15 protein-coding genes are annotated in these 20,364 nt (G+C 59.4%); 7 read left to right on the top strand and 8 right to left on the bottom strand.

Annotated elements, in window-relative coordinates:
• Nucleotides 1-80: 80 nt before the first annotated feature.
• From ACRRQW_RS05815 to ACRRQW_RS05805, 3 genes are all read right to left on the bottom strand, one after another.
• Nucleotides 81-1,721 carry a hypothetical protein gene (locus tag ACRRQW_RS05815; protein WP_438480323.1) on the bottom strand — a complete coding sequence of 547 codons (1,641 nt, stop codon included), beginning with the start codon at nucleotides 1,719-1,721 and terminating at the stop codon, nucleotides 81-83.
• A gap of 231 nt (nucleotides 1,722-1,952) precedes the next feature.
• On the bottom strand, nucleotides 1,953-3,371 hold the full coding sequence (locus tag ACRRQW_RS05810) for a sigma-54-dependent transcriptional regulator (protein ID WP_438480322.1): 1,419 nt from the start codon (nucleotides 3,369-3,371) through the stop codon (nucleotides 1,953-1,955).
• 59 nt (nucleotides 3,372-3,430) lie between these two features.
• Nucleotides 3,431-3,946 carry a Pycsar system effector family protein gene (locus ACRRQW_RS05805; protein ID WP_438480321.1) on the bottom strand — a complete coding sequence of 172 codons (516 nt, stop codon included), beginning with the start codon at nucleotides 3,944-3,946 and terminating at the stop codon, nucleotides 3,431-3,433.
• Between the two features lie 156 nt (nucleotides 3,947-4,102).
• Between ACRRQW_RS05805 and ACRRQW_RS05800 the strand changes: the two genes are divergently transcribed.
• On the top strand, nucleotides 4,103-5,251 hold the full coding sequence (locus ACRRQW_RS05800) for a DNA topoisomerase IB (RefSeq protein WP_438480320.1): 1,149 nt from the start codon (nucleotides 4,103-4,105) through the stop codon (nucleotides 5,249-5,251).
• Here ACRRQW_RS05800 and ACRRQW_RS05795 read toward each other — a convergent pair.
• The 5 genes from ACRRQW_RS05795 to ACRRQW_RS05775 form a co-directional block, all read right to left on the bottom strand.
• On the bottom strand, nucleotides 5,243-6,424 hold the full coding sequence (locus ACRRQW_RS05795; protein ID WP_438480319.1) for a serine hydrolase domain-containing protein: 1,182 nt from the start codon (nucleotides 6,422-6,424) through the stop codon (nucleotides 5,243-5,245). The two genes, ACRRQW_RS05800 and ACRRQW_RS05795, sit on opposite strands and share 9 nt — an antisense overlap.
• 100 nt (nucleotides 6,425-6,524) lie before the next feature.
• Nucleotides 6,525-7,340 (bottom strand): DUF4339 domain-containing protein, encoded by an 816-nt coding sequence (locus tag ACRRQW_RS05790; RefSeq protein WP_438480318.1) that lies wholly within the window; start codon nucleotides 7,338-7,340, stop codon nucleotides 6,525-6,527.
• Between the two features lie 175 nt (nucleotides 7,341-7,515).
• Entirely contained in the window at nucleotides 7,516-8,610 is a 1,095-nt protein-coding gene (locus ACRRQW_RS05785; RefSeq protein WP_438480317.1) for a PfkB family carbohydrate kinase, read from the bottom strand.
• 45 nt (nucleotides 8,611-8,655) lie between these two features.
• Complete coding sequence (locus ACRRQW_RS05780) at nucleotides 8,656-9,294, bottom strand: bifunctional 4-hydroxy-2-oxoglutarate aldolase/2-dehydro-3-deoxy-phosphogluconate aldolase (protein WP_438480316.1); 639 nt, start codon at nucleotides 9,292-9,294, stop codon at nucleotides 8,656-8,658.
• Nucleotides 9,295-9,409: 115 nt separating this feature from the next.
• On the bottom strand, nucleotides 9,410-10,183 hold the full coding sequence (locus tag ACRRQW_RS05775; protein ID WP_438480315.1) for an IclR family transcriptional regulator: 774 nt from the start codon (nucleotides 10,181-10,183) through the stop codon (nucleotides 9,410-9,412).
• Nucleotides 10,184-10,441: 258 nt separating this feature from the next.
• Between ACRRQW_RS05775 and ACRRQW_RS05770 the strand changes: the two genes are divergently transcribed.
• The 6 genes from ACRRQW_RS05770 (at nucleotide 10,442) to ACRRQW_RS05745 (ending at nucleotide 20,324) form a co-directional block, all read left to right on the top strand.
• Entirely contained in the window at nucleotides 10,442-13,624 is a 3,183-nt protein-coding gene (locus ACRRQW_RS05770; protein ID WP_438480314.1) for a TonB-dependent receptor, read from the top strand.
• Between the two features lie 136 nt (nucleotides 13,625-13,760).
• A complete protein-coding gene (kduI, locus tag ACRRQW_RS05765) occupies nucleotides 13,761-14,591 on the top strand; it encodes a 5-dehydro-4-deoxy-D-glucuronate isomerase (protein WP_438480313.1) in 831 nt (276 codons plus the stop codon).
• 8 nt (nucleotides 14,592-14,599) lie between these two features.
• Nucleotides 14,600-15,367 (top strand): 2-dehydro-3-deoxy-D-gluconate 5-dehydrogenase KduD, encoded by a 768-nt coding sequence (kduD, locus tag ACRRQW_RS05760; protein ID WP_438480312.1) that lies wholly within the window; start codon nucleotides 14,600-14,602, stop codon nucleotides 15,365-15,367.
• A 19-nt stretch (nucleotides 15,368-15,386) separates the two neighbouring features.
• The gene (locus ACRRQW_RS05755) at nucleotides 15,387-16,598 is read left to right on the top strand and encodes a DUF4861 domain-containing protein (protein WP_438480311.1); all 1,212 of its coding nucleotides are present in this window, start codon (nucleotides 15,387-15,389) and stop codon (nucleotides 16,596-16,598) included.
• Complete coding sequence (locus ACRRQW_RS05750) at nucleotides 16,595-17,692, top strand: glycoside hydrolase family 88/105 protein (protein WP_438480310.1); 1,098 nt, start codon at nucleotides 16,595-16,597, stop codon at nucleotides 17,690-17,692. The genes ACRRQW_RS05755 and ACRRQW_RS05750 overlap by 4 nt, the downstream gene beginning before the upstream one ends.
• 10 nt (nucleotides 17,693-17,702) lie before the next feature.
• A complete protein-coding gene (locus ACRRQW_RS05745; protein ID WP_438480309.1) occupies nucleotides 17,703-20,324 on the top strand; it encodes a glycoside hydrolase family 88 protein in 2,622 nt (873 codons plus the stop codon).
• Nucleotides 20,325-20,364 lie beyond the last annotated feature (40 nt).

Raw genomic sequence — 20,364 nt, 5'->3', positions numbered from 1 at the left:
TTCTCTTTGATCCCGATGAGTAAACGAACGGGAGAAAGATTAAGAGAAAGAGGAAAGAGAAAGATTTTTTGGGGAAGGACTTAGTTGTTGAGCGGCAAGTTCAACTTGTCGATCGCGACGCCGAAAAAGATGCGGCGTTGGGCTGGAGAAAGGCCGGGCTCGAGCGCAGCGATTTCGTAGTCGCGATAGAGCTCCCAGATTTCCTGTTTTTGCAGGGAGAAATTAAATTCCTGCAACAGTTGGTTCAGGCTCTTCGTGGTGTTACGACCGGAGAGGTCGCCGACGGCGCTCAGCACGTCGCGGGCGAGCGCGGTTTTTTCGCGGGTGAGCGCGGAGTATTTTTGCGAGTGCTCCTGATTAAAGGATTTGAGTGCGGCGACAATGGCCTCGCGTTTCGCGATCTGTTCCGCGCTGGCGCGGCGGTTGGGAATGACGGTGACGTTATAGCTGTCGCCGACGCGGGTGAATTCCACGCGGTCGGTCGAGAGCGTGGCGCGGACTTCATCGAGCTTCGAAAGTAACGCAGTTTGCAGGGCGGCTTTCTGGCGGTGGTAGTTGGTGACGCGTGTGCGCAGCTCGTTGGAGAGTGGCAACGCGGGTGGTCGGGCAGGATTGGGCAACGGCGCGAGGCTGCGGCGGATGTCTTCGGCCAGGCGGTCGAGTTCGACGAAACCCGAAGCTTGTTTCTCGGCGAGGGCCTTGAGTGCGCTGACGCGTTTCGAGTTAAACAAGGCCCGGTCGTTGGCGTAGAGCGTGTCGCGGAGTTCTTGTTTCAAGCCGGATTTGAGTTCGCGGTAGCGGCTGATCTGAGTCTCCACGGTATCCGGAATATCGATCGGGAGCGTGATGCGCGCGGTGGCTGGCGAGAAATAAAAATACGGCCCTTGAGACGTGAGTGAAATGTCGGAGGTCGGCGCTGCCATGCTGTCTTCGAGTTCCATCGCGAGTTCGCGGAGCAGATAGCGTTGCTCGGTGGACAAGCCGTGTTGGTAGGCGGCGTAACCGCGCATGACTTTGATCTCGTCGAGCTGGCTTTCCCAACGCGTGTCATCGCCGAGGCGCCAGCGGCGGCTGTCGTTCCAGTCGGAGTTCGATTGGAAAAATCCGCCTTCGACATAATTGTAGCGCAACTCTTCAGCGGCGACTTCGAGCGCGGCGAGCCGCGTGGATTGCGTGGTGGCGAGCGCGGCGAGTTCGCTTTCGCGAGTCGCGGCATTCGCGCCTTGTAACGAATCGAGCTTGGTGCGGATTTCCGCGATCAAGCCGCTGCGGGCGGCCTGGTAAGCGTCGAGTTTTTCGCGGCGTTTTTTAGAGAGATCTTCCGTGAAGAGCAGCGTGCTTAGGGGCGTGAAAAACAGTTCGTAGACGTGGCTCGCGAGTCCGAGCGGTGGGGCGAATTTATTGAGATCGGTGCTGCTGCGGGTGCGGAATCCGAGTTGGCCGAGCGCGGGCGGATTCGGCGCGTAATAAAGCGGACGGTATTGCGTGGTGACGTAACCAGAACTGTAGCCGCCGCTAAAGCCGCCGTAACTGGAGCGATCCCAGCTCGAAGAATAAGACGGCGAGTAGGAGGGGGAATAGGACGTGACCGTGCTCGTGGTCGTGCCGCCGTCGGTGTAGGCCTTGGTTTCAGACTGCGTGGGCGCGGAGTTGGTGGCTTCTGCGGCAAAGAGGGAGCCACTGGCTCCGACGAGAACTAAGGCGCAAATCGGAAGTTTCATTGGGGAGGATGGGTTGCGCCCGCCGGGGTGGCGGACTGGCGAATCAATTGCGCGCCGCGTGCCAATGCGGACGGGATTGGCGTAAGTGGTTGGTTTGAAAAAAATAAAAAATTTGTTCGCTGCAAACACCACCACGTCGGCGAAAAAATGTTGGGGGCAGGCAACCAAAGTTTCAGGACGAGCGCAGTGATTTTGGGGGAAGGCAACCAGTCGTGCGGTGCGATTTCAAATCTACGCATCCTGCGGTTTTTGCGCGTCGAGGCGGTAGCGAAGAAACTCCCGCGTGACGCCGAGACGGCGGGCGGCGGCGGAGACGTTGCCGTCGGTTTCCCTGAGGGCTTCGGCGATAAGTTCGTCGATAGCCGCGTCGATAGAGAAACCTGTTTCAGGCAGGCGCCACGCCGGGTTGCGCCATGAGTTGGCCGGTGCCGCCGATGCGGGGTGCGCGGAATCTGGCGCGCCGCCGAGGGTGGCGAAATCGAGTTCACGGCCGCCGCTGAAAATGATCGCGCGTTCGAGTTCGTGGGCGAGCTCGCGAACATTGCCCGGCCAGCGGTAGGCCGCGAGTCGCGTTTCGCCAGCGGGGGGGATGCGGAGATTCTTGAGGCGATGGCGCGTGCCGAGTTGCGCGAGGAGATGATGCGCGAGCGGCAGGATATCCGCGCCACGCTCACGCAAGGGCGGCAACGTGAGCCGCAGCAGATTCAGGCGGTGATAAAGGTCTTCGCGAAACGCCCCTTGGGCGGCGAGGTCGTCGAGCGGACGATTGCTCGCGGTGATCAGACGGACGTCGATGGAGATTTCGCGCGTGCCGCCGAGGCGGCGGATTTTTCCATCCTCGATGGCGGTGAGCAGTTTGGCCTGCGTCGGCAGCGAGAGTGACGCGACCTCGTCGAGAAACAGTGTGCCGCCGTCGGCCGCTTCGAATAGACCCAGGCGTGCGCGTTTGGCATCGGTGAACGCACCGCGTTCGTGGCCGAAAAGTTCTGCTTCCGCGAGTGAGTCCGGCAATGCGGCGCAGTTGACCGCGATGAAAGGCTGCGCCGCGCGCGGGCCTTCGCGATGCAGCCAGCGCGCAAGCACGCTTTTGCCGGTGCCGGTTTCGCCTTCGATGAGCACGGGCGGCAGGCGACGCACGAGGCGGCGTTCGGTCGCGATGATTTGCGTGAGCTGGCTGTGAATCGCGGCGAGGCTCGTGCCGAATAAAATCTGTTCGGCGTCGGCTGCGGTTTCGGCGCGCCGGTGTTCTTCGCGGCGATCGGCTTTTCGAGACTGCCGGCAGCGTGCGAACGCGATTTGGAGTTCGTCGAGTTCGAACGGTTTTGAGAGATAATCGCTCGCGCCCAGGCGGATGGCTTCGACGGCTTGCTTGATGCCGCCGAACGCGGTCATCACGACGATGCCGGTGTTTTCCGAGAAGGCGCCTTCGCGCAACAACTCGAGCACTTCGCCATCGGGCAGATGCAAATCCACGAGCGCGAAATCGAAACGCACCCCGTGCAACAAGCGGCGCGCTTCGGCGAGATTGCCGGCTTCCGTTACTTCGGCGCCGAGCTGGCGGAGATGCGCAGCGAGGCGTTTGCGCAGCGCCGCATCGTCTTCGAGCAACAGCACTTCGCTGCCGGGGTTGAGCGCGGTTTCAAGGGGCATCGCAAACGGACGCTAGCACCGCACGGTCGAGACGCCAGCGAATGATTTAACGAAAAAATTCAGGGACCGTAAACCAGCAGCGAACCCACGCTGGAAACAATGCCCGTTCCAAACGAGAAATAGGCGAAGCGGAGAAATTGATACTTCGTGTCGGCGAGGAAGAGGCCGATCTGGTAGGTTTCGCGCAGCTGCGCTTCATAGACGAGGTTGTGATCCTGCATCAGCGTCTGCATTTCATCCTTAAATTGTTCGAAGCTGAGGCTAGTGAAATCACCGAAGAAAAGGACGTTGAACGTGGCGCCGCGTTTGGCGTTTTTCCGGTGATAAGATTTTTTCGGCATCACCGCGTAAGTCGCGAGGCCGATCGTCAGCAAACAAAACCCGACGAGAATGGTCAGCGGCGAGAGCAGGCGATCCGGCGAAATGCGCGGGATACACAGCGTCGTGATAATACACGACATAGTGATCAGCATGTTGGCCTTCACGTCGGCCATCGCGCTCAACTGGAGATGGTGCGCGCGCGTTTCGCGGACAAGCGTATCGGCGTGGGTGGTGGCGGGAACTTTGAGGGACATGGAAAATTTTCGGTGAACACGACGCACGGTCGCGCCAAAGTCATGGAAAACGAAAGAGGCCGCCGGTGTCACGTTGTTACCTGCTGTATAGGGTGAATTCCTCTGCAGGCTATCGGACACGCAACCCATGGATAAAATTCGAGTCAGCAGGGGCTCGTGAAATCCCTCGAAGAAATTCCCGCCCTCGTGGCCAAAGCCAAAAGTGCCGCCAAAGATGCCGGACTGCGCTACGTATCCGACGGCGCGCCGGGAATCAAGCGTGAGCGGGTGGGCGCTAATTTCCGTTATCGCACGGCGGACGGTGGATTGGTGCGACGCGGGGAAGAGGTGGCGCGGTTGCGCCGCTTGGGAATTCCGCCCGCGTGGACGGACGTGTGGATTTGCAACCATGCGAACGGCCACATCCAAGCCACCGGGCGCGATGCGCGCGGGCGGAAACAATACCGGTATCATCCGGATTGGCGGGAAACGCGCGATGCGACGAAGTTCGAACGCATGATCGCGTTTGGCCGTGCGCTGCCGAAAATCCGCCGGCGTGTGAATCGCGATTTGCGCAAACGCGATTTAGGTCGCGACAAAGTGCTCGCGGCGATCGTGCGCTTATTGGAGGAAACGCACATTCGGGTCGGCAATGAAGAATACGCGAAGCAAAACCATTCATTCGGACTGAGCACGATGCGCGACCGCCATGTGGAAATTCGCGGCGGCACACTGAAGTTTCATTTTCTCGGCAAGAGTGGCAAAACCCACGACGTCGAACTCCATGATCCACGCCTCGCGAAAATCGTGCGTGCGTCGCAAGAATTGCCCGGGCAAGAGCTGTTCCAATACGTGGACGAGGCCGGGCAACGGCAGAAGGTGAATTCTGATGACGTGAACGCTTACTTGCGCGCGGCGGCCGGCGAAGAATTTTCCGCAAAAGATTTCCGCACGTGGGCCGGCACGGTGCTCGCCGCGCTGGAGCTGCATGAATTTGCGAGCGGCGAAGAGAAGCCCACGAAGAAAAACCTCGGCCGCGCGATCGAACGCGTGGCGGCCTGTCTCGGTAACACGCCCGCGATTTGCCGGAAAAGTTACGTGCATCCCGTGGTGATGAACGCGTATCTCGCCGGTAATGCCGTAAGGTTTCCGGAAAAATTAAAACGCAACCTGCTCGCGCGGATGAATTGGGAACTCGAAGCCGAGGAAGCCGTCGTGCTGAAATTTTTGGAACGAGCGCTGAAACAACCGAAACGGAAATCAACGCTGACGAGTTTGTTGCGTCGGTCGCTGCAGCGAAACGGTGAACTTATAAAATCAGCGTGATTCGATGGAGCTGACGATCTTCGCCAAGAATTCCGCGACGGCGGCATCGTCCTTGATCCAGCGGATGACGACGACGAGATCGTTTTCCCAGTCCACGTAGACGATATTGCGGCCGTTGCCGACGAACGTGACGCTCGTCTTCGGCGTGCCGGGGCGGAGTTTGCCGTCGAGGTTGAGATACCAGTTGCAGAAACCGAGGTTCGCGTTGGCGGGGCCGGGCGTGGTGGCGAACTTGATCCACTGTTCCGACACGAGGCGCTGGCCGGCCCATTCACCGCGTCGCAGAAAAAGATAGCCGAAGCGCGCGAGATCCCACGCGTTGATGAACATGCCGCCGCCGAAGTGGCCGCCACCGCTGACGGACTGCACGCGCTGGCCGTCGAGTTCGATCCACGAATTTTCGTAACCGTGCCAACGCCACGTGCTCGACGCACCGATGGGATCCATCAACTCACGACGCAACACGACGGGCAACGGTTCGCGCCAGACGTGGAGCGTGGAGAGCGCGAGGAGGTTTACGCGGACGTCGTTGTATTTGAAAAGTGTGCCCGGCGCGTGCATCGGACGATTCGGATAATCGATGCGAGTTTTCCCCACCGGCCGATCCGCCCAATCGGGAACGCCCCAGAGCGTGCCCGACCAATCGCTGGTTTGACGCAGCAGGTGATCCCACGTGATTGGCGCGTTGTGCGGATCGGCAAAAAGATCGGGCTCAGGCAGGTAAGGTGCGACGCGATCCTCGAGTGAGCGGATGAGGCCGCGGTCGTAAGCGAGGCCGGTAACGGTGGAGAGAAACGTTTTGGCGACGCTGTGCGTCATGTCCGCGCGGTCGGGTTCGCCCCAGACAGCGGCCACTTTGCCGCGACGAATTACGATACCGGTGAGATCGCCGCGCGGGCGCGTCGGGCCGAGAAGCGTGAAATTCGGTTCGCGCTCGCCGAAGGTTTTGCGCAGGCCAGCGGCTTGGTCGCGGGGCTCAGTGGATTCGTGGGTTACGGAAAATGCGATGGCCGCTTGCAGGCGCGCAGCGTCGAGGCCCAATTCGGCGGGCTTCGCGTGCGCCCACTCGCCACGCGGCGGAAAATACTCGGCAGCGCCAATCGGCGCGATGCTCGCGAGTGAAAATAGAACTACGCTGAGCCACCGGTTGGAGAAACGCGTGCGAGTTGTCATGGGGCGACGCTGGCGCTGTTGGCGAATCGCTCAAAACAATTTCCCGCGGGCGCCCGTCGCGGGAGAGTTTTCGGGGAGAGCGCGGTGGTGGAATCCGTGTTTAGCGCGGGGGCAACTCGGCAAGAAATTCCGAACTGGCGCCGGCGAGCCAGGCTTCGCCGTTTTTCAGTTTCCGGACGCGCAGCGCGGTGCCTTTGATGTTTCCGTAGATAAGTCCGCCGAGGAAAGTGAGCAGGGCAGGGAGGATGAGCCAAATGAGGTTGGTATCCGCGATGCCGACAATCCCCAGGGCGATGCCGCCGAGCGTCACGAGCGTCGCGATGATGACGTGTTTGCGGATGATGCTCTTTCCCGCGGGACTCAGGGGAATATCCACCTGAACTTTTTTCCGAAGGATCAAGTAGAGGATTAAATAAATCAGGATGCTGAGCAGAATGCTGATCGCAGCCCACGGCGTGCACCAGTAGAGCGTCTTGGTTTTGATTTCGTGGGCGCTGACGGGCGTGTTGGTTTTTACGCAACGCATCGGGAGTTGGGCGCCGTTGACGGGCACGACCAGGTATTTGCCGTCGCGGCGCGCATTCGTGGTGCCGGGTGCGCTTGGCACCGGCACGCCTTCGCGGAGGCTTTGGTAGTAAATGTCTTTGCCCTCGCTTGAGACCCAGCCGTGTTGCGTCTGGATCATCTGCTCGGGCGGGAAGAATTTTCCGGTGATGATGCAACGGTGATAGCCAATGGGAGGTGCTGAAACCGCGCCGCTCATCAACGGCGTTGCCGAAGCAGGCTGCCAGTCGGTCATGCCGGTGCACCAGACGCGCGTGTCAGGTTGCACGATGCCATTGGCGACGAGAGCTTTGATCTGTTCCTCGGAAAATGCGCCGCGCTTTTCCGTGCCTTCCGCGTAATACCATTGCATGAGTCGGGTGGGTTGGGTGTGCAGGTGCAAAGCTGGCGCGAGGTCGATGACGCGTCGAGGGGAATGAAAATGGGATGACGCAAAAAGCCCGGGCGGTGAGGCCCGGGCAGGGAAGGAGAAAGATTAAGAGAAAGAGAACGAGAAAGATTTTTTGTCGGTTCTCTTTCGGATATTCTTAGCGCACGACGCGGGCGCCGCCGCCGGCGATGGCTTTCTCGACTTCTTTGCGAGTGGCCATGGAGGTGTCGCCAGGGGTCGTCGAAGCGAGCGCACCGTGGGCGGCACCGTATTCGACGGCTTTCTGGGCGTCGTTAAATTCCATGAAACCGAACTGCACGCCGCTGGCGAATGAGTCGCCGCCGCCGACGCGGTCGAGGATCTCGAGGCCCGGGTATTGTTTGCTTTCGTGGAATTTGCCGGCGTGCCAGAGAATCGCGGACCAGTCGTTTTTCGTGGCGGTGATGACGTGACGCAGCGTGGTGGCGGCGACTTTGAAATTCGGGAATTCGGTCACGGCGGTTTCGATCATCGCCTTGAAGGCATCGGTTTCGATGTGGCCGAGCGTTTCCTGGCCTTTCACGGCGAAGCCGAGCGAGGCGGTGAAATCTTCCTCGTTGCCGATCATGACATCGACGTATTTTGCGATCTCGCGATTTACTTCCTGCGCTTTCTTGAGGCCGCCAATGGTTTTCCAGAGCGAGGGGCGGTAGTTCAGATCGTAGGAGACAATCGTGCCGTGTTTGTTCGCGGCTTTGACGGCTTCGACGGTGATCTCGGCGGTGGATGCGGAGAGCGCGGCGAAGATGCCGCCGGTGTGGAACCAGCGCACGCCGAGTTTGCCGAAGATGTGATCCCAATCGATGTCGCCGGGCTTCAGTTGCGAAGCGGCGGTGTTGCCACGATCAGGATTACCGACGGCGCCGCGGATGCCGAAGCCGCGTTCGGTGAAGTTCAGGCCGTTGCGGACGGTGCGGCCGATGCCGTCGTCTTCGCGCCACTTGATGAAGTCAGTCGCGACGCCGCCTTGCATGATAAAGTCTTCGACGAGGTGGCCGATTTCATTGTCGACGAACGCCGTGACCACGCCGGTTTTGTAACCGAAGCATTTACGGAGGCCGCGCGAGGTGTTGTATTCGCCGCCGCCTTCCCAGACTTGGAAATTGCGGGCGGTGCGGATGCGGCCTTCGCCTGGATCGAGGCGAAGCATGACTTCGCCGAGGGAAATTTGATCAAAGGCGCATTCGGATTTCGGACGGATTTGGAGGCTCATAAATCGGAGATGGAAGCTGGGAGAGGGAAGATTGGGTGAGGTAAATTATTTAACGGCGGCGGCGGCGGTGACGAATTCTTGCGCGCGTTTGGTGATGGCGGCCCAGTCTTTGTTTTTCAACGCGGTCGGGTTGACGAGTGCGGAGCCGGCGGCGGTGGCGAAGGCACCGTTTTTGAGGAATTCGCCGACGGTTTCCGGGGTGACGCCGCCCGTCGGCATGAGCTCGATCTTCGGGAAAGGCGCTTTGATCGACTTGATGTAGGCGGGGCCGAAATATTCGGCGGGGAAAATTTTGATGACGTCGACGCCCAGTTCCCAGGAAGTGTAAACTTCGGTGGGAGTGAGCGAACCGCCGAGCACGGCGACGCCGGCTTCTTTACAGGCTTTGATCACCTCGGGACGGACGCACGGTGTGACGATAAACTTCGCGCCGGCGGCGATGCCTTTGCGCGCGGTGTCGGCGTCGAGCACGGTGCCGAGGCCGAGGAGAACTTGCGGGAGTTCTTTCGAAACCTTGGCGCAGAGCTCGAGAGCGCCGGGCGTGGTCATCGTGAGCTCGATGCAGTTAAGGCCGCCGGCGGAGAGGGCGCGGGCGCAGTCGAGGAGACTGTCGGGGCCGTCGGCGCGGATGAGCGCGATGACTTTCTCGGATTTAAGGCGGGCGAGGACTTCAGTTTTGTTCATGGCGGGAGCGGGAGGGGTATTCGTAAACGACGGAATGGGCGGGTGAAGACGAAAAAGGGTAATAATTATTCGGCGGTGGCAATCCGAGTCATTGTCGCGGCGAGTGGCCCGTTAATTAATAACCGAGATGGCGCGAAAGCTCGGCGGCACAGGCTTGAACTTTTGCGGCCATTTCCGGGATGCGTTCTTTGGTGAAACGCACGGTGGAGGCAGTGATGCCGATGACGGCAGCGACGGTGCCGTCGGAGTTGTAAACCGGAGCGGCGAGGCAGCGGATGCCGGGAGCGAACTCTTCGTCGTCGAGGCTGAAACCGCGTTTACGAGTGAGCTCGGCTTCGCGTTTGATCTCGGCGAGAGAGGTCAGGGTTTTCGGAGTGCGTTTAGTCGGACGGGGCGTGCCGGGGCCGTAGAATTCAGCGATGCGTTCGAAATGCAGGAATGCGAGCAAGGTTTTGCCCGTGGAGGAGCAATGCAGCTCGGCGAGAAAGCCCGGGCGCGACGCGGCGCGGAGAGGGTGAGGGCTGTCTTGCACGGCGACGATGAGCGAGCGGTTGTCGCACGGAATCGCGAGGTGCGAGGTCTCGTCGGTTTTTCCCGTGAGTTTTTCCAACACGGGCAAGGCCGCCGTGCGAATCTCCGTGCCCGCGAGCGAGGCGTTACCGAGTTGGATGAGCACGGGGCCGAGTTCGAAGTGGGTGCCGTTTTTCCGCACGAGGCCTTCGAGGTGCAGCGTGGTCATGATGCGCAGCGTCGTCGTCACGGGGATTTTCAGCGCGCGCCCGATGTCGGCAGCTTTAAGCCCGTCGGGTTTGTCGCCGAGTAACTTCAGGATGCGACACGCGTTGCGGAGATTGGGGATGACGTAGCGTTCCTGGCTGGGGATGGACATCGGGAAAAAATTCGTTGCGTAAGAAAATCGCCGACTCCGGCGCAGGAAAAAAGTGGGGGTAGCGCCGGGGAGGAAAATTGAATTGCCAAATCCATGAATTGTTCAAATATGGATGGCAAGTTCATTAGTGAAATTCACTGTTTTTCAGTTTCACTGGTGTTCGACCCCCCAGCCCCAAACGATAGCCGCCCGCAGTATTTTCCCTCGGGAACTGCGTTCAGCCGTCGTCAAACCAAGCCCCCGTTAACCCCCACAGTCATGGAAACCCTTCCCAAGCTGCGTGCGACCGCGTCTATGCGTCGCGCGTTGGCGCATCTCGTCCTCGGCCTGCAAGCAGGTCGCGTCGTTGCAACCGGCACCGTTTTCGCTGCGGCTGCCCTGGCCTCGCCGACTTTGTTCGCGCAAGCCGCCACCGGCACCGTGTCCGGCCAAGTCAGTAACACCGCCACCCGCCAATATTTGGTGAACGCGGAAGTTCGCCTCGTTGGCACGGATCGCGTGGTAATCACCGGAGTTGGCGGTAACTATTCCTTCAGCGGCGTGCCCGCCGGTGAAACCAAGGTTTCCGCGACCTACACGGGTCTGGATCCGATCGAGCAATCCGTAACCGTGAGCGAAGGCCAGACGGCAAAGCTTGATTTTGGTCTCACTTCCGGCCGTTACGGCGAGACGGTGCAGCTCGATACCTTCCGGGTATCCACCGCGCGTGAAGGTAACGCCAAAGCGATTTCGGATCAGAAATTCGCGCTTAACGTGAAGACCGTAATCTCGTCCGACACTTTCGGTGATGTCCCGGAAGGCAATTTGGGCGAGTTCCTGAAGCTGCTGCCTGGTATCACGGTCGACTTCGTCGAAGCCGACGTGCGCAACATCCGCGTCCGCGGTCTGCCGCCGAAATACGCCACGATCACTTTCGATGGCCACCCCATCGCGAACTCCGGCTCGAGCGATCTGACCCGTCTCCGCGCGTTGGAAATGGAGCAAGTTTCGCTCGCGACCGTGGAAACGGTCGAAGTCAACAAGTCGCCGACTGCGGACATGTCCTCGCCGGGTTTGGGCGGTAACATCAACACGGTAGGCAAGAGCGCGTTCAGCCAAAAAGGCCGCTCAATCAAATACAGCCTCAGCGCCGTAATGAATGATTACCACATGAGCTTGGGCGAAGAACGCGGCTGGGATGACAAATCACGCCGGCACATTTTCCCGAACTTCTCGTTCGAATACATGGACACCTTCCTCGACGGACGCCTCGGTGTCGTCGCGGCGGTCATGCACTCGGGCTCGTTCATGCAGCAGAAGATTCTGAACAACACGCTCGCGTTCAACACCATCGCCGGGGACGACATGACCGAACTGCCGACCTACACGACGATTCAGTTGCGCGACGGCCCTAAGCCCACATGGCGCGACTCCGCCGTGGTGAATCTTGATTTCAAGGCCACGCCGGATCTCACATTCAAGCTGCGCACCAGCTACGGCGAATACGACGCCCAGTTCTTTAACAAGGACTTCAACTTCATCACCACCGCTGCGATCGTCGGTGCTCGCACCTCCGATCGGAGCCAGACGAGCACAGCTCCGGCGATTACGAACACCACTTCGCGCACCACGATTTCCTCCAGCAATTCGCGCAAAATGGGTGAAACGGCCATCCTCAGCCCTTCTGTCGAATGGAAGAAAGGTGACCTCACGGTTGAGGCCTCCGGTTCGTATTCCAAGTCAGTCAATGACTACAACACTACGGAAGAAGGTTACTTCCGCACCGTGACGGCGCAGATGAACGGCGTGAGCTGGAAGTATGACCTGCCGGGCGAAAAGGATTTTAAGATCACGCAGCTTCCGACCGGCGCTGGCGACACGCGCAACATCTACGATCTCGGCAATTATAATGGCGCGGCTTTGAGCCTAGTCGGTGCTGATCCTCGTCATGCCAAAGGCCAGATCTGGAGCGGCCGTGTGGACGCGACCTACGATTTGGACCGCTTGAGCATGCCGACCACGATCAAAGTGGGCGTGATGCATCGTCAGGATGTTTACGACGTGATCCAAAGCTATGGCACCAACTTCACGGTGCCGATCGCCGCCTTGAACTCGGCGTTGGCTTCGGGCGCGACCAACATCAACCTCCGCGAATTCGACGAAAACTATCAGGCCTACGTCGACAAGGGTGTCACCGTGACCGATATCGCTGGAGCCACGCGCAACTGGCATCCGACGATTGATAACTTCCGCCTCTTCCAGTTCTTCAAGCAATACGTGACCGACTTCGAAGGCATCACGGCCCCGACGTCCGGTCCCTTCGTGGCCGCGACTGCCGCCAATCTCCGCGGCAAGCTCCAGAGCGACGGCGACATCGACGAACGTCAAAAATCCGCCTACGCGATGACCACGGTCAAGATCACGCCGAAGCTCACGGCCTTGGGCGGTGTGCGTTTTGAAACCACCACCACTTCGGGCAAGTCGTTCGATGACATCGGCAACACGCAGGCGGTTGCTCGTTCTGGCACGACGAACACCAATGACGCCGGCTACATCTACGCGCGTTATGGCAGCCGCATCACCCGCACCCGCGAGTATGATAACGTCCTGCCCTCGGCGCAGCTGCGTTATGCCCCCACTCGCAATATCGTAACGCGTGCCGCCTATTTCAAATCGCTGATGCGCCCGGATTACAGCCAATTGACCGGTGGTATTGCGGTTTCCAACGATATCGCGCCGTTCGCATTCACGCGCAAAAATATCGATCTTCAGCCGGAAACGGCGGACAATTTCGAGCTCGGTTTCGAATACTACTTCGAACCCGTCGGTGTGGTTTCGGCCAACTTCTTCTACAAGAAGATCCATGATATCCAGATCGCGAATGCGTTCCTGATCGATCCGAACAACATTCCGCAAGACATTGCCGATCTCGGCTACACGGCGGGCGCGTTAGGCAATGATTCGACCGTCGCAACCCGCGTCAATGCCGGCGAAGCCAATCTCAAAGGTTTGGAACTGAGCTACAGTCAGGAACTCACCTTCTTGCCTGGTCCCTTTAGTGGCTTGGGCGTCACGGCCAATGCGACCTTTGTCGAGCTGTCCGATCAGGATCTTTTCCTGTCTGCGGTGGCGGGTGGCGATGGCACGTCGAAAGTATCGGGTAACTTCATTGTCCGTTATGGCATCGGGCGTTTCAAAACCCAGCTCACCACGACCTATACAGATGATACCGCTCGTGCTCTCACGATTGCCGCTGCGGGTAACCGCTACAACTACACGGCTGCCCGCGTGGTCTTCGGTTTGAACATGGAATACAAGGTGCACAAGTTCGCCTCGGTCTTCCTCAACGTGAGCAATCTCACCAACGAGCCGCAAACCCGCTATGACGTGCGTGAACTCAACATCCAACGCGACGGCGATTATGGCACCACCTTCAACCTGGGTGTGAAAGGTCGCTTCTAAAAACGTTCTTTAATTCTGACGGTCCTTCCGCTGCCCGGGTGAATTCTTTTGCCCGGGCAGCTTTAGCTTTACTGCATAAGCAACGATGAGCTGGCCCAAACCTCCGTTTGGGCCAGACTCATTTTTTACATTTTCAATGAACATCCACGAAACCAGCTATCCGCGCCTCGCTAACACGCTTCCTACCGAAGCTCTTCGCGCGGAATTTCTCGTCAGCGGCCTCTTCAAGGCCGGCGAGGCCAATTTCCGTTATTGGGAAACCGATCGCACGATTCTCGGGGGCATCACGCCGACCGCTTCTGCGATCGCGTTGCCGAATCCCGCTGAAGTCCGCAGCGCGTTCTTCCTCGAGCGCCGCGAAGCCGGTATCATCAATCTCGGCGGCGCCGGCACGGTGACCGTCGACGGCACGACCTACGCGTTCGGTAATCTCGACGCGCTTTATCTCGGACGTGGCGTGAAAGAGGTTTCGTTTGCCTCGGAGTCAGCGGACCAGCCCGCGCTCTTTTATTTCCTCTCGTATCCGGCGCACACCGCCTACCCGACGCGCCACCTGCCATTCAAAGACGCGCAAGGCAACAAACTCGGCGCACGTGAAACCGCGAACGAGCGCACGATTTTCAAACTCATCCATCCCGGCGCGTTTCCCACCTGCCAGCTCGTGATGGGTTTTACGCGTCTCGAAACCGGCAATGTCTGGAACACGATGCCGCCCCACACCCACCTCCGGCGCTCGGAAGTGTATGTGTATTTCGACGTGCCGGAAGCGCACGCGGTCATGCATTTCATGGGCGAGCCGCAAGCCACCCGCCACCTCGTCGTGCGCAATCTCGACGCCGTGTTGTCCCCACCATGGTCGATCCACAGCGGTTGTGGCACGCAGGCCTACGCGTTCGTGTGGGGCATGGGCGGCGAAAATCAGGATTTCCCGGACATGGATCCGGCTCCCGTCAACCAACTCCGCTGATTCTCGCGATGTCTTCCATTCTCGATTCGTTTAAACTCACCGGCAAAGTCGCGCTCGTCACGGGCGCCTCCAAAGGCCTCGGCGCTTCCATGGCGCGGGCGCTCGCGGAAGCCGGCGCCGATGTCATCCTCATCGCCCGCGGCGATCTTTCCGCGACGAAAAAACTCGTCGAAGAAACCGGTCGCAAGGCGTGGACGTTCAACGCCGACCAGGCCAGCCGTCCGTCGCTCGACAAACTCATGGCGGCCTTCGGCGGTGAATTGCCGTGGCCGGACATCGTCGTGAACAACGGCGGCACGATTCGTCGCGCGAACTTCACGGAGTTTTCGATCACGGATTGGGACGAGGTCATCGAAACGAATCTCACGTCGATCTTCCGTCTCAGCCAGCGCGTCGCCCGCGAGTGGCTCGCGCAGAAACGTCGCGGCAAAATCATTCACACCGCCTCGATGCTTTCCTTCCAGGGCGGCGTGCGTGTCGCGTCTTACACCGCGTCGAAGAGCGCGCTCAGCGGCCTGACGAAATTGATGGCCAACGAACTTGCGCAACACGGCATCAACGTGAACGCGATCGCTCCTGGTTACATGGCGACCGACAACACCGAACAACTGCGCGCCGACGCCACGCGCAACAAGAGCATCCTCGAGCGCATCCCGGCTTCGCGTTGGGGTGAATCGAGTGACCTCGCCGGTGCCGTGGTTTATCTCGCGTCACCTGCGTCCGACTATGTCCATGGCCACATCCTCGCCGTCGATGGCGGCTGGCTGGCCCGTTAATTTTAACCTTCTTAGTTTTATGAAAACCCGCTCCCTGCTGCTCGGTGCGCTGGCTTCTGTCCAAGCGCTTTTCGCCGCTGATCGCGTGACTGTCACGGTGACGCACGATCTCGATATCGCCCGTCCGTCCGAAACGATCACGATTCCGTGGAAGGACGTGAACGCCGCGCTGCCCGGCGCGCTGTTGCAAAAAATCGCCGTCAAAGACGCCGCCGGCAACGTGATCCCGTATCAAGTCACCAACGTGCTGCCGCAGGCGAAGGACCCGAAAGGCGAGGGTCTCGCTTACGGCGATTTGATTTTCCAACATACCTTCGCAGCCGGCGAGAAGTCGGCGAAGTTCACCGTCGAGAAAATCGAAGGCGTCGCGCCCGTGTTTCCGAGTAAAGTGTCCGCGCGCTACATCGGCGAGCGCCTCGATGACTTCGCGTGGGAAAACGACAAGGTCGCTCACCGCACTTACGGCCCGGCGCTCGCCGCGCCCGTTCCGGCCGGCGTCTCCGTGAAGGAAGTGCTCGTCACGAGCGGCCTCGATATCTGGTCGAAGCGCGTGAATTATCTCATCGTCGATCGCTGGTATAACAAAGGCCACGATCACTATCACAAGGATCAGGGCGAAGGCATGGACATGTATAGTGTCGGCCCGTCGCGCGGTTGCGGTGGCACCGGCATCTGGGATGGCAAAACGCTGCACGTCGCGCGCAACTACTCTTCGTGGAAAGTCCTCGCGAACGGCCCGATCCGCGCGATTTTCGAACTCACGTTCGATACGTGGATGGCCAACGGCACGATGGTTTCCGAAGTGAAACGCTTCACGGTCGACGCCGGCCACAACCTCGATCGCATCGACAGCACGTTCACCGTCGTCGGCGGCAAGGATGTCACGGTTGGCATCGGCCTCAACAAGACGCCGGCCGATAAAGGCCAGGATGAAAAGATCGCGCTCACGCCGGTGAAGGAAGCGGGTTCATTCACGCAATGGATCGTGCAAAAAACCAACGGCGATCTCGGCACGGCGATTATCGCGCCGGATCATTTCATCGGTTTTGCCGAGGACGAGCGCAACCACCTGTTGCTCGCGAATGCGAAGTCGGGCCAGGCGCTGCGTTACTACGCGGGTGCCGGCTGGTCGCGCGCCGGTGAATTCACCACGCAGCAATCGTGGAACGACTACATCGCCGCGTTCGCACGCCGCGCCACTTCCCCGGTCAAAGTCACCCTGACGCCATGAGAATCACCGCTGCTTTTCTAAGTGTGATGCTGGGTCTGGCGTCCGTCGCGCAGGCGGCGAGCACCGACAAAGCCGCAATTCTTGAAGTGATGGAGCGCGCCGCCGACTGGCAGATCGCGAATCCCTCCGTCCGTTGGAAACCGAATCTGTGGCACAACGCCGCGTTCTATTCCGGTGTAATGGCGCTCTCGCGCGTTTCGGAAAGCCCGCGCTTTCACGATGCGATGATGAAGATGGGCGAGGCCAACGAGTGGAAACCGGCCGCGCGCATCTATCACGCCGACGATCATGCGGTGTCGCAGACTTATCTCGAACTCTACGCGTTGCACAATGACTCGCGCATGATCGCGCCGACGATCGAGCGCTTCGATTACATCCTCGCGCATCCGAAGGACGACAACCTCGACTTCGACAAGAGCCGCAAGGATCGCAACGACCGGTGGTCGTGGTGCGACTCGCTCTTCATGGCGCCGCCCGCGTGGATCGGGCTGTGGAAAGCCACGGGCGAGAAAAAGTATCTGGATTTCGCCATCGAGAAATGGTGGCTCGCCTCGGACTTTCTCTACGACAAAGATGAACACCTTTATTTCCGCGACAGCACGCTGTTCAAGGAACGCGAACCGAACGGCAAAAAAATCTTTTGGGGCCGCGGTAATGGTTGGGTGATGGGCGGCCTTGCCCGCGTCATGGATTTGCTCCCGAAGGATCACCCGGCGCGTCCGCGTTTCGAGCAACAGTTTCGCGAGATGGCCGCAGCGGTCTTGAAGACGCAGCAAGCCGACGGTTTATGGCGCGCGAGTTTGCTCGATGCGGACACTTATCCGATGCAGGAAACCAGCGGCACGGCGTTTTTCTGTTACGCGTTCGCGTGGGGCATCAATCGCGGCCTGCTGGACCGGGCCACTTACGAGCAACCGGCGCGGCGCGCCTGGGATTCTGTGAGTATTCACGTAAAATCTGACGGAAAACTAACCCATGTGCAACCTGTGGGCTTCACGCCCGTCACCTTCGACGCTGAATGGACCGAACCCTACGGCGTCGGCGCGCTCCTGCTCGCTGGCTCTGAAATGATTAAACTCAATCCTGCAAAATAATCCCCACATCATGAAATTTGTTAACTCCCTTCGTTCGCTCGCTGGTATTTTGCTGGCTGGTTTGATTGCAACTCCCGCCATCGCGGCACCGGCGCCCGGCGATAAAGCCCGCTACGAGGGCGCCACGCCGCTCGAATGGTCGATCAAGATGGCCGACTCCGAAATGGAGCGTCGCGGCGACCGCCATTTCTTCGGCGGCTCCAACTCGAAGGCGCGCATCGACTACACGACGGCTTTTCTTGGCACCTCGTTGATCAAGCTCACCGAAGCGACCGGCCAAAAACGTTTCGCTGAATACGGTGCGAAAATGGGCGAAAGTTTCGTGCAGGCCGATGGCTCCATCGCCACCTACAAGATGGAGGATTACAACATCGACAATATTCCGCCGGGCAAGGTGCTGCTCTTGGGTTGGGAGCAGGGGAAGCGCGACGCGAAATACAAAAAGGCGATCGATACGCTTTACGACCAGATGCAAAAACACCCGCGCACGACCGACGGCGGTTATTGGCACAAGCTGCGTTACCCAAATCAAATGTGGCTAGACGGCTTGTTCATGGCGTCGCCGTTCCTCGCGCACTACAGCGTGCTTTTTCAAGATCCCGCTGGCCTCGATGAAGCCGCGAAGCAAATCCTGTTAATGGACAAGCACGGCTACGATGCGAAGAACGGCCTGTATCGGCATGCCTGGAGCGAGCCGCGCGATCGCGATTGGGCGGACAAGAAAACCGGCCAGTCACCCAATGTCTGGGGTCGCGCGGTTGGCTGGTATGCGATGGCGGTGGTGGACTCGCTCGAATTTTTTCCGCCCACGCATCCCGAGGTGGAACACGTGAACGAAATCCTCCGCAAGATCGCCGACGGCATTGTGCGCTGGCAGGATCCGAAGAGCGGCCTCTGGTGGCAGGTGATGGATCAGGGCGATCGCAAAGGAAATTACCTCGAATCGACCGCCTCTTCGATGTTCGTCTACGCATTGGCGAAGGGCATCAATCGCGGGTTTCTCTCGCGCGAAAAATATCTTCCGGCGGTCATCAAGGGTTACGAAGGCATCGTGCGTGATTTCATCCGCAAGGAACACGACGAGAAGATCAGCCTCACTCAGTGCTGCGAAGTGGCCGGCCTGGATTTTACTTCAAAAGGCCGCCCGCGTGACGGTTCGTTCGACTACTACATCAGCGAAAATATCATCGATAACGACTTGAAGGGCGTCTCCGCGTTTATCTTCGCGGGCATCGAAATCCAAAAACTGATCACGCAAAAGCAGGCCCCGATTGCTGCGCGCGGTTGGCAGGATTACGAGCGCACGCTCGCCCGCATCAAGGCGCCAACGTTCCCGAATCGTGATTTTCCGATCACGGATTTCGGCGCCAAACCCGGCGCTGATTCTGATTCCAGCGCGGCTATCACCGCCGCGATTGCTGCGGCGAACCAAGCCGGCGGCGGCCGCGTGGTTGTTCCAGCTGGCTCATGGAAAACCGGCGCGATTCATTTGAAGAGCAACGTGAACCTTCACGTCAGCAAGGGCGCGACGCTCAACTTTTCCACGAACCCGAAGGATTACCCGATCGTGCAAACGCGTTGGGAAGGCGTGGAGCTCATGAACTACTCGGCGCTCATCTACGCGTTCGAGCAAGAGAACATCGCCGTGACCGGCGAGGGCACGCTCGATGGCGGTTCGACCACGGCGGACTGGTGGAGCTGGAACAAAAAAGGCGACAAGCCGCAGAAACAAAAAGCTGCGCGCGATCGCCTCGTTGCGATGGCGGAAACCGACACGCCCGTGAAAGACCGTGTTTTCGGCGACGGCCATTTCCTGCGCCCGAATTTCATTCAGCCCTACCGTTGCAAAAACATCCTCATCGAAGGGGTCACGATTCTGCGGTCACCGATGTGGGTCATCCACCCGACTTTCTCGCAAAACATCACCGTGCGCGGCGTGACCGTGAATTCCCACGGCGGCAATAACGACGGCTGCGATCCGGAATCATCGAGCGACGTGCTCATCGAAGACTGCGTGTTCGACACCGGCGACGACTGCATCGCCATCAAGTCTGGCCGCAACGGTGACGGTCGCCGTGTGCCGGTTCCTTCTGAAAACATCATCGTGCGTAATTGCACCATGAAAGACGGCCACGGGGGCGTCGTGCTCGGCAGCGAGTGCAGTGCCGGCATTCGCAACGTCTTCGTTGAAAATTGCACCATGGACAGCCCTGACCTCGACCGCGCGCTGCGTTTCAAAAACAACGCCGTGCGCGGCGGCATCCTCGAAAATGTCTTCATGCGTAACGTGAAGGTCGGCCAGGTCGCCGAGGCCGTGCTCACCATCGATCTGCTTTACGAGGAAGGTGCGAAAGGTGCGTTCAAGCCGATTGTTCGCAATGTGCAGATGGACAACATCACCAGCTCGGCCAGCCCGCGCGTGATGTATATCCGCGGTTTCGAAGGCGCGATCATCGAGAATATCCGCATCAGCAATTCTACGTTTAATGGCGTGACGCACACGGAGGTTGTGCAGCACGCCGGTTCGATCACGCTGAACAACGTTACCATCAATCCGGCGAAAGTGGTGCGCGGCATTAACTCCGTCGCTCCGCCCACGCCGGCGGCTCCTCCGGCCCCGGTTGCCAAATAATCTGTCGCTCGCGTTTCCTTAGCCTTCACACCCCGTTTCT

This window comes from Oleiharenicola lentus (assembly GCF_051660365.1).
Taxonomy (GTDB): Bacteria; Verrucomicrobiota; Verrucomicrobiia; order Opitutales; family Opitutaceae; genus Lacunisphaera; species Lacunisphaera lenta_A.
Note: the sequence above shows the minus strand (reverse complement) of the source record. Positions and strands in the feature narration are given on the sequence as shown.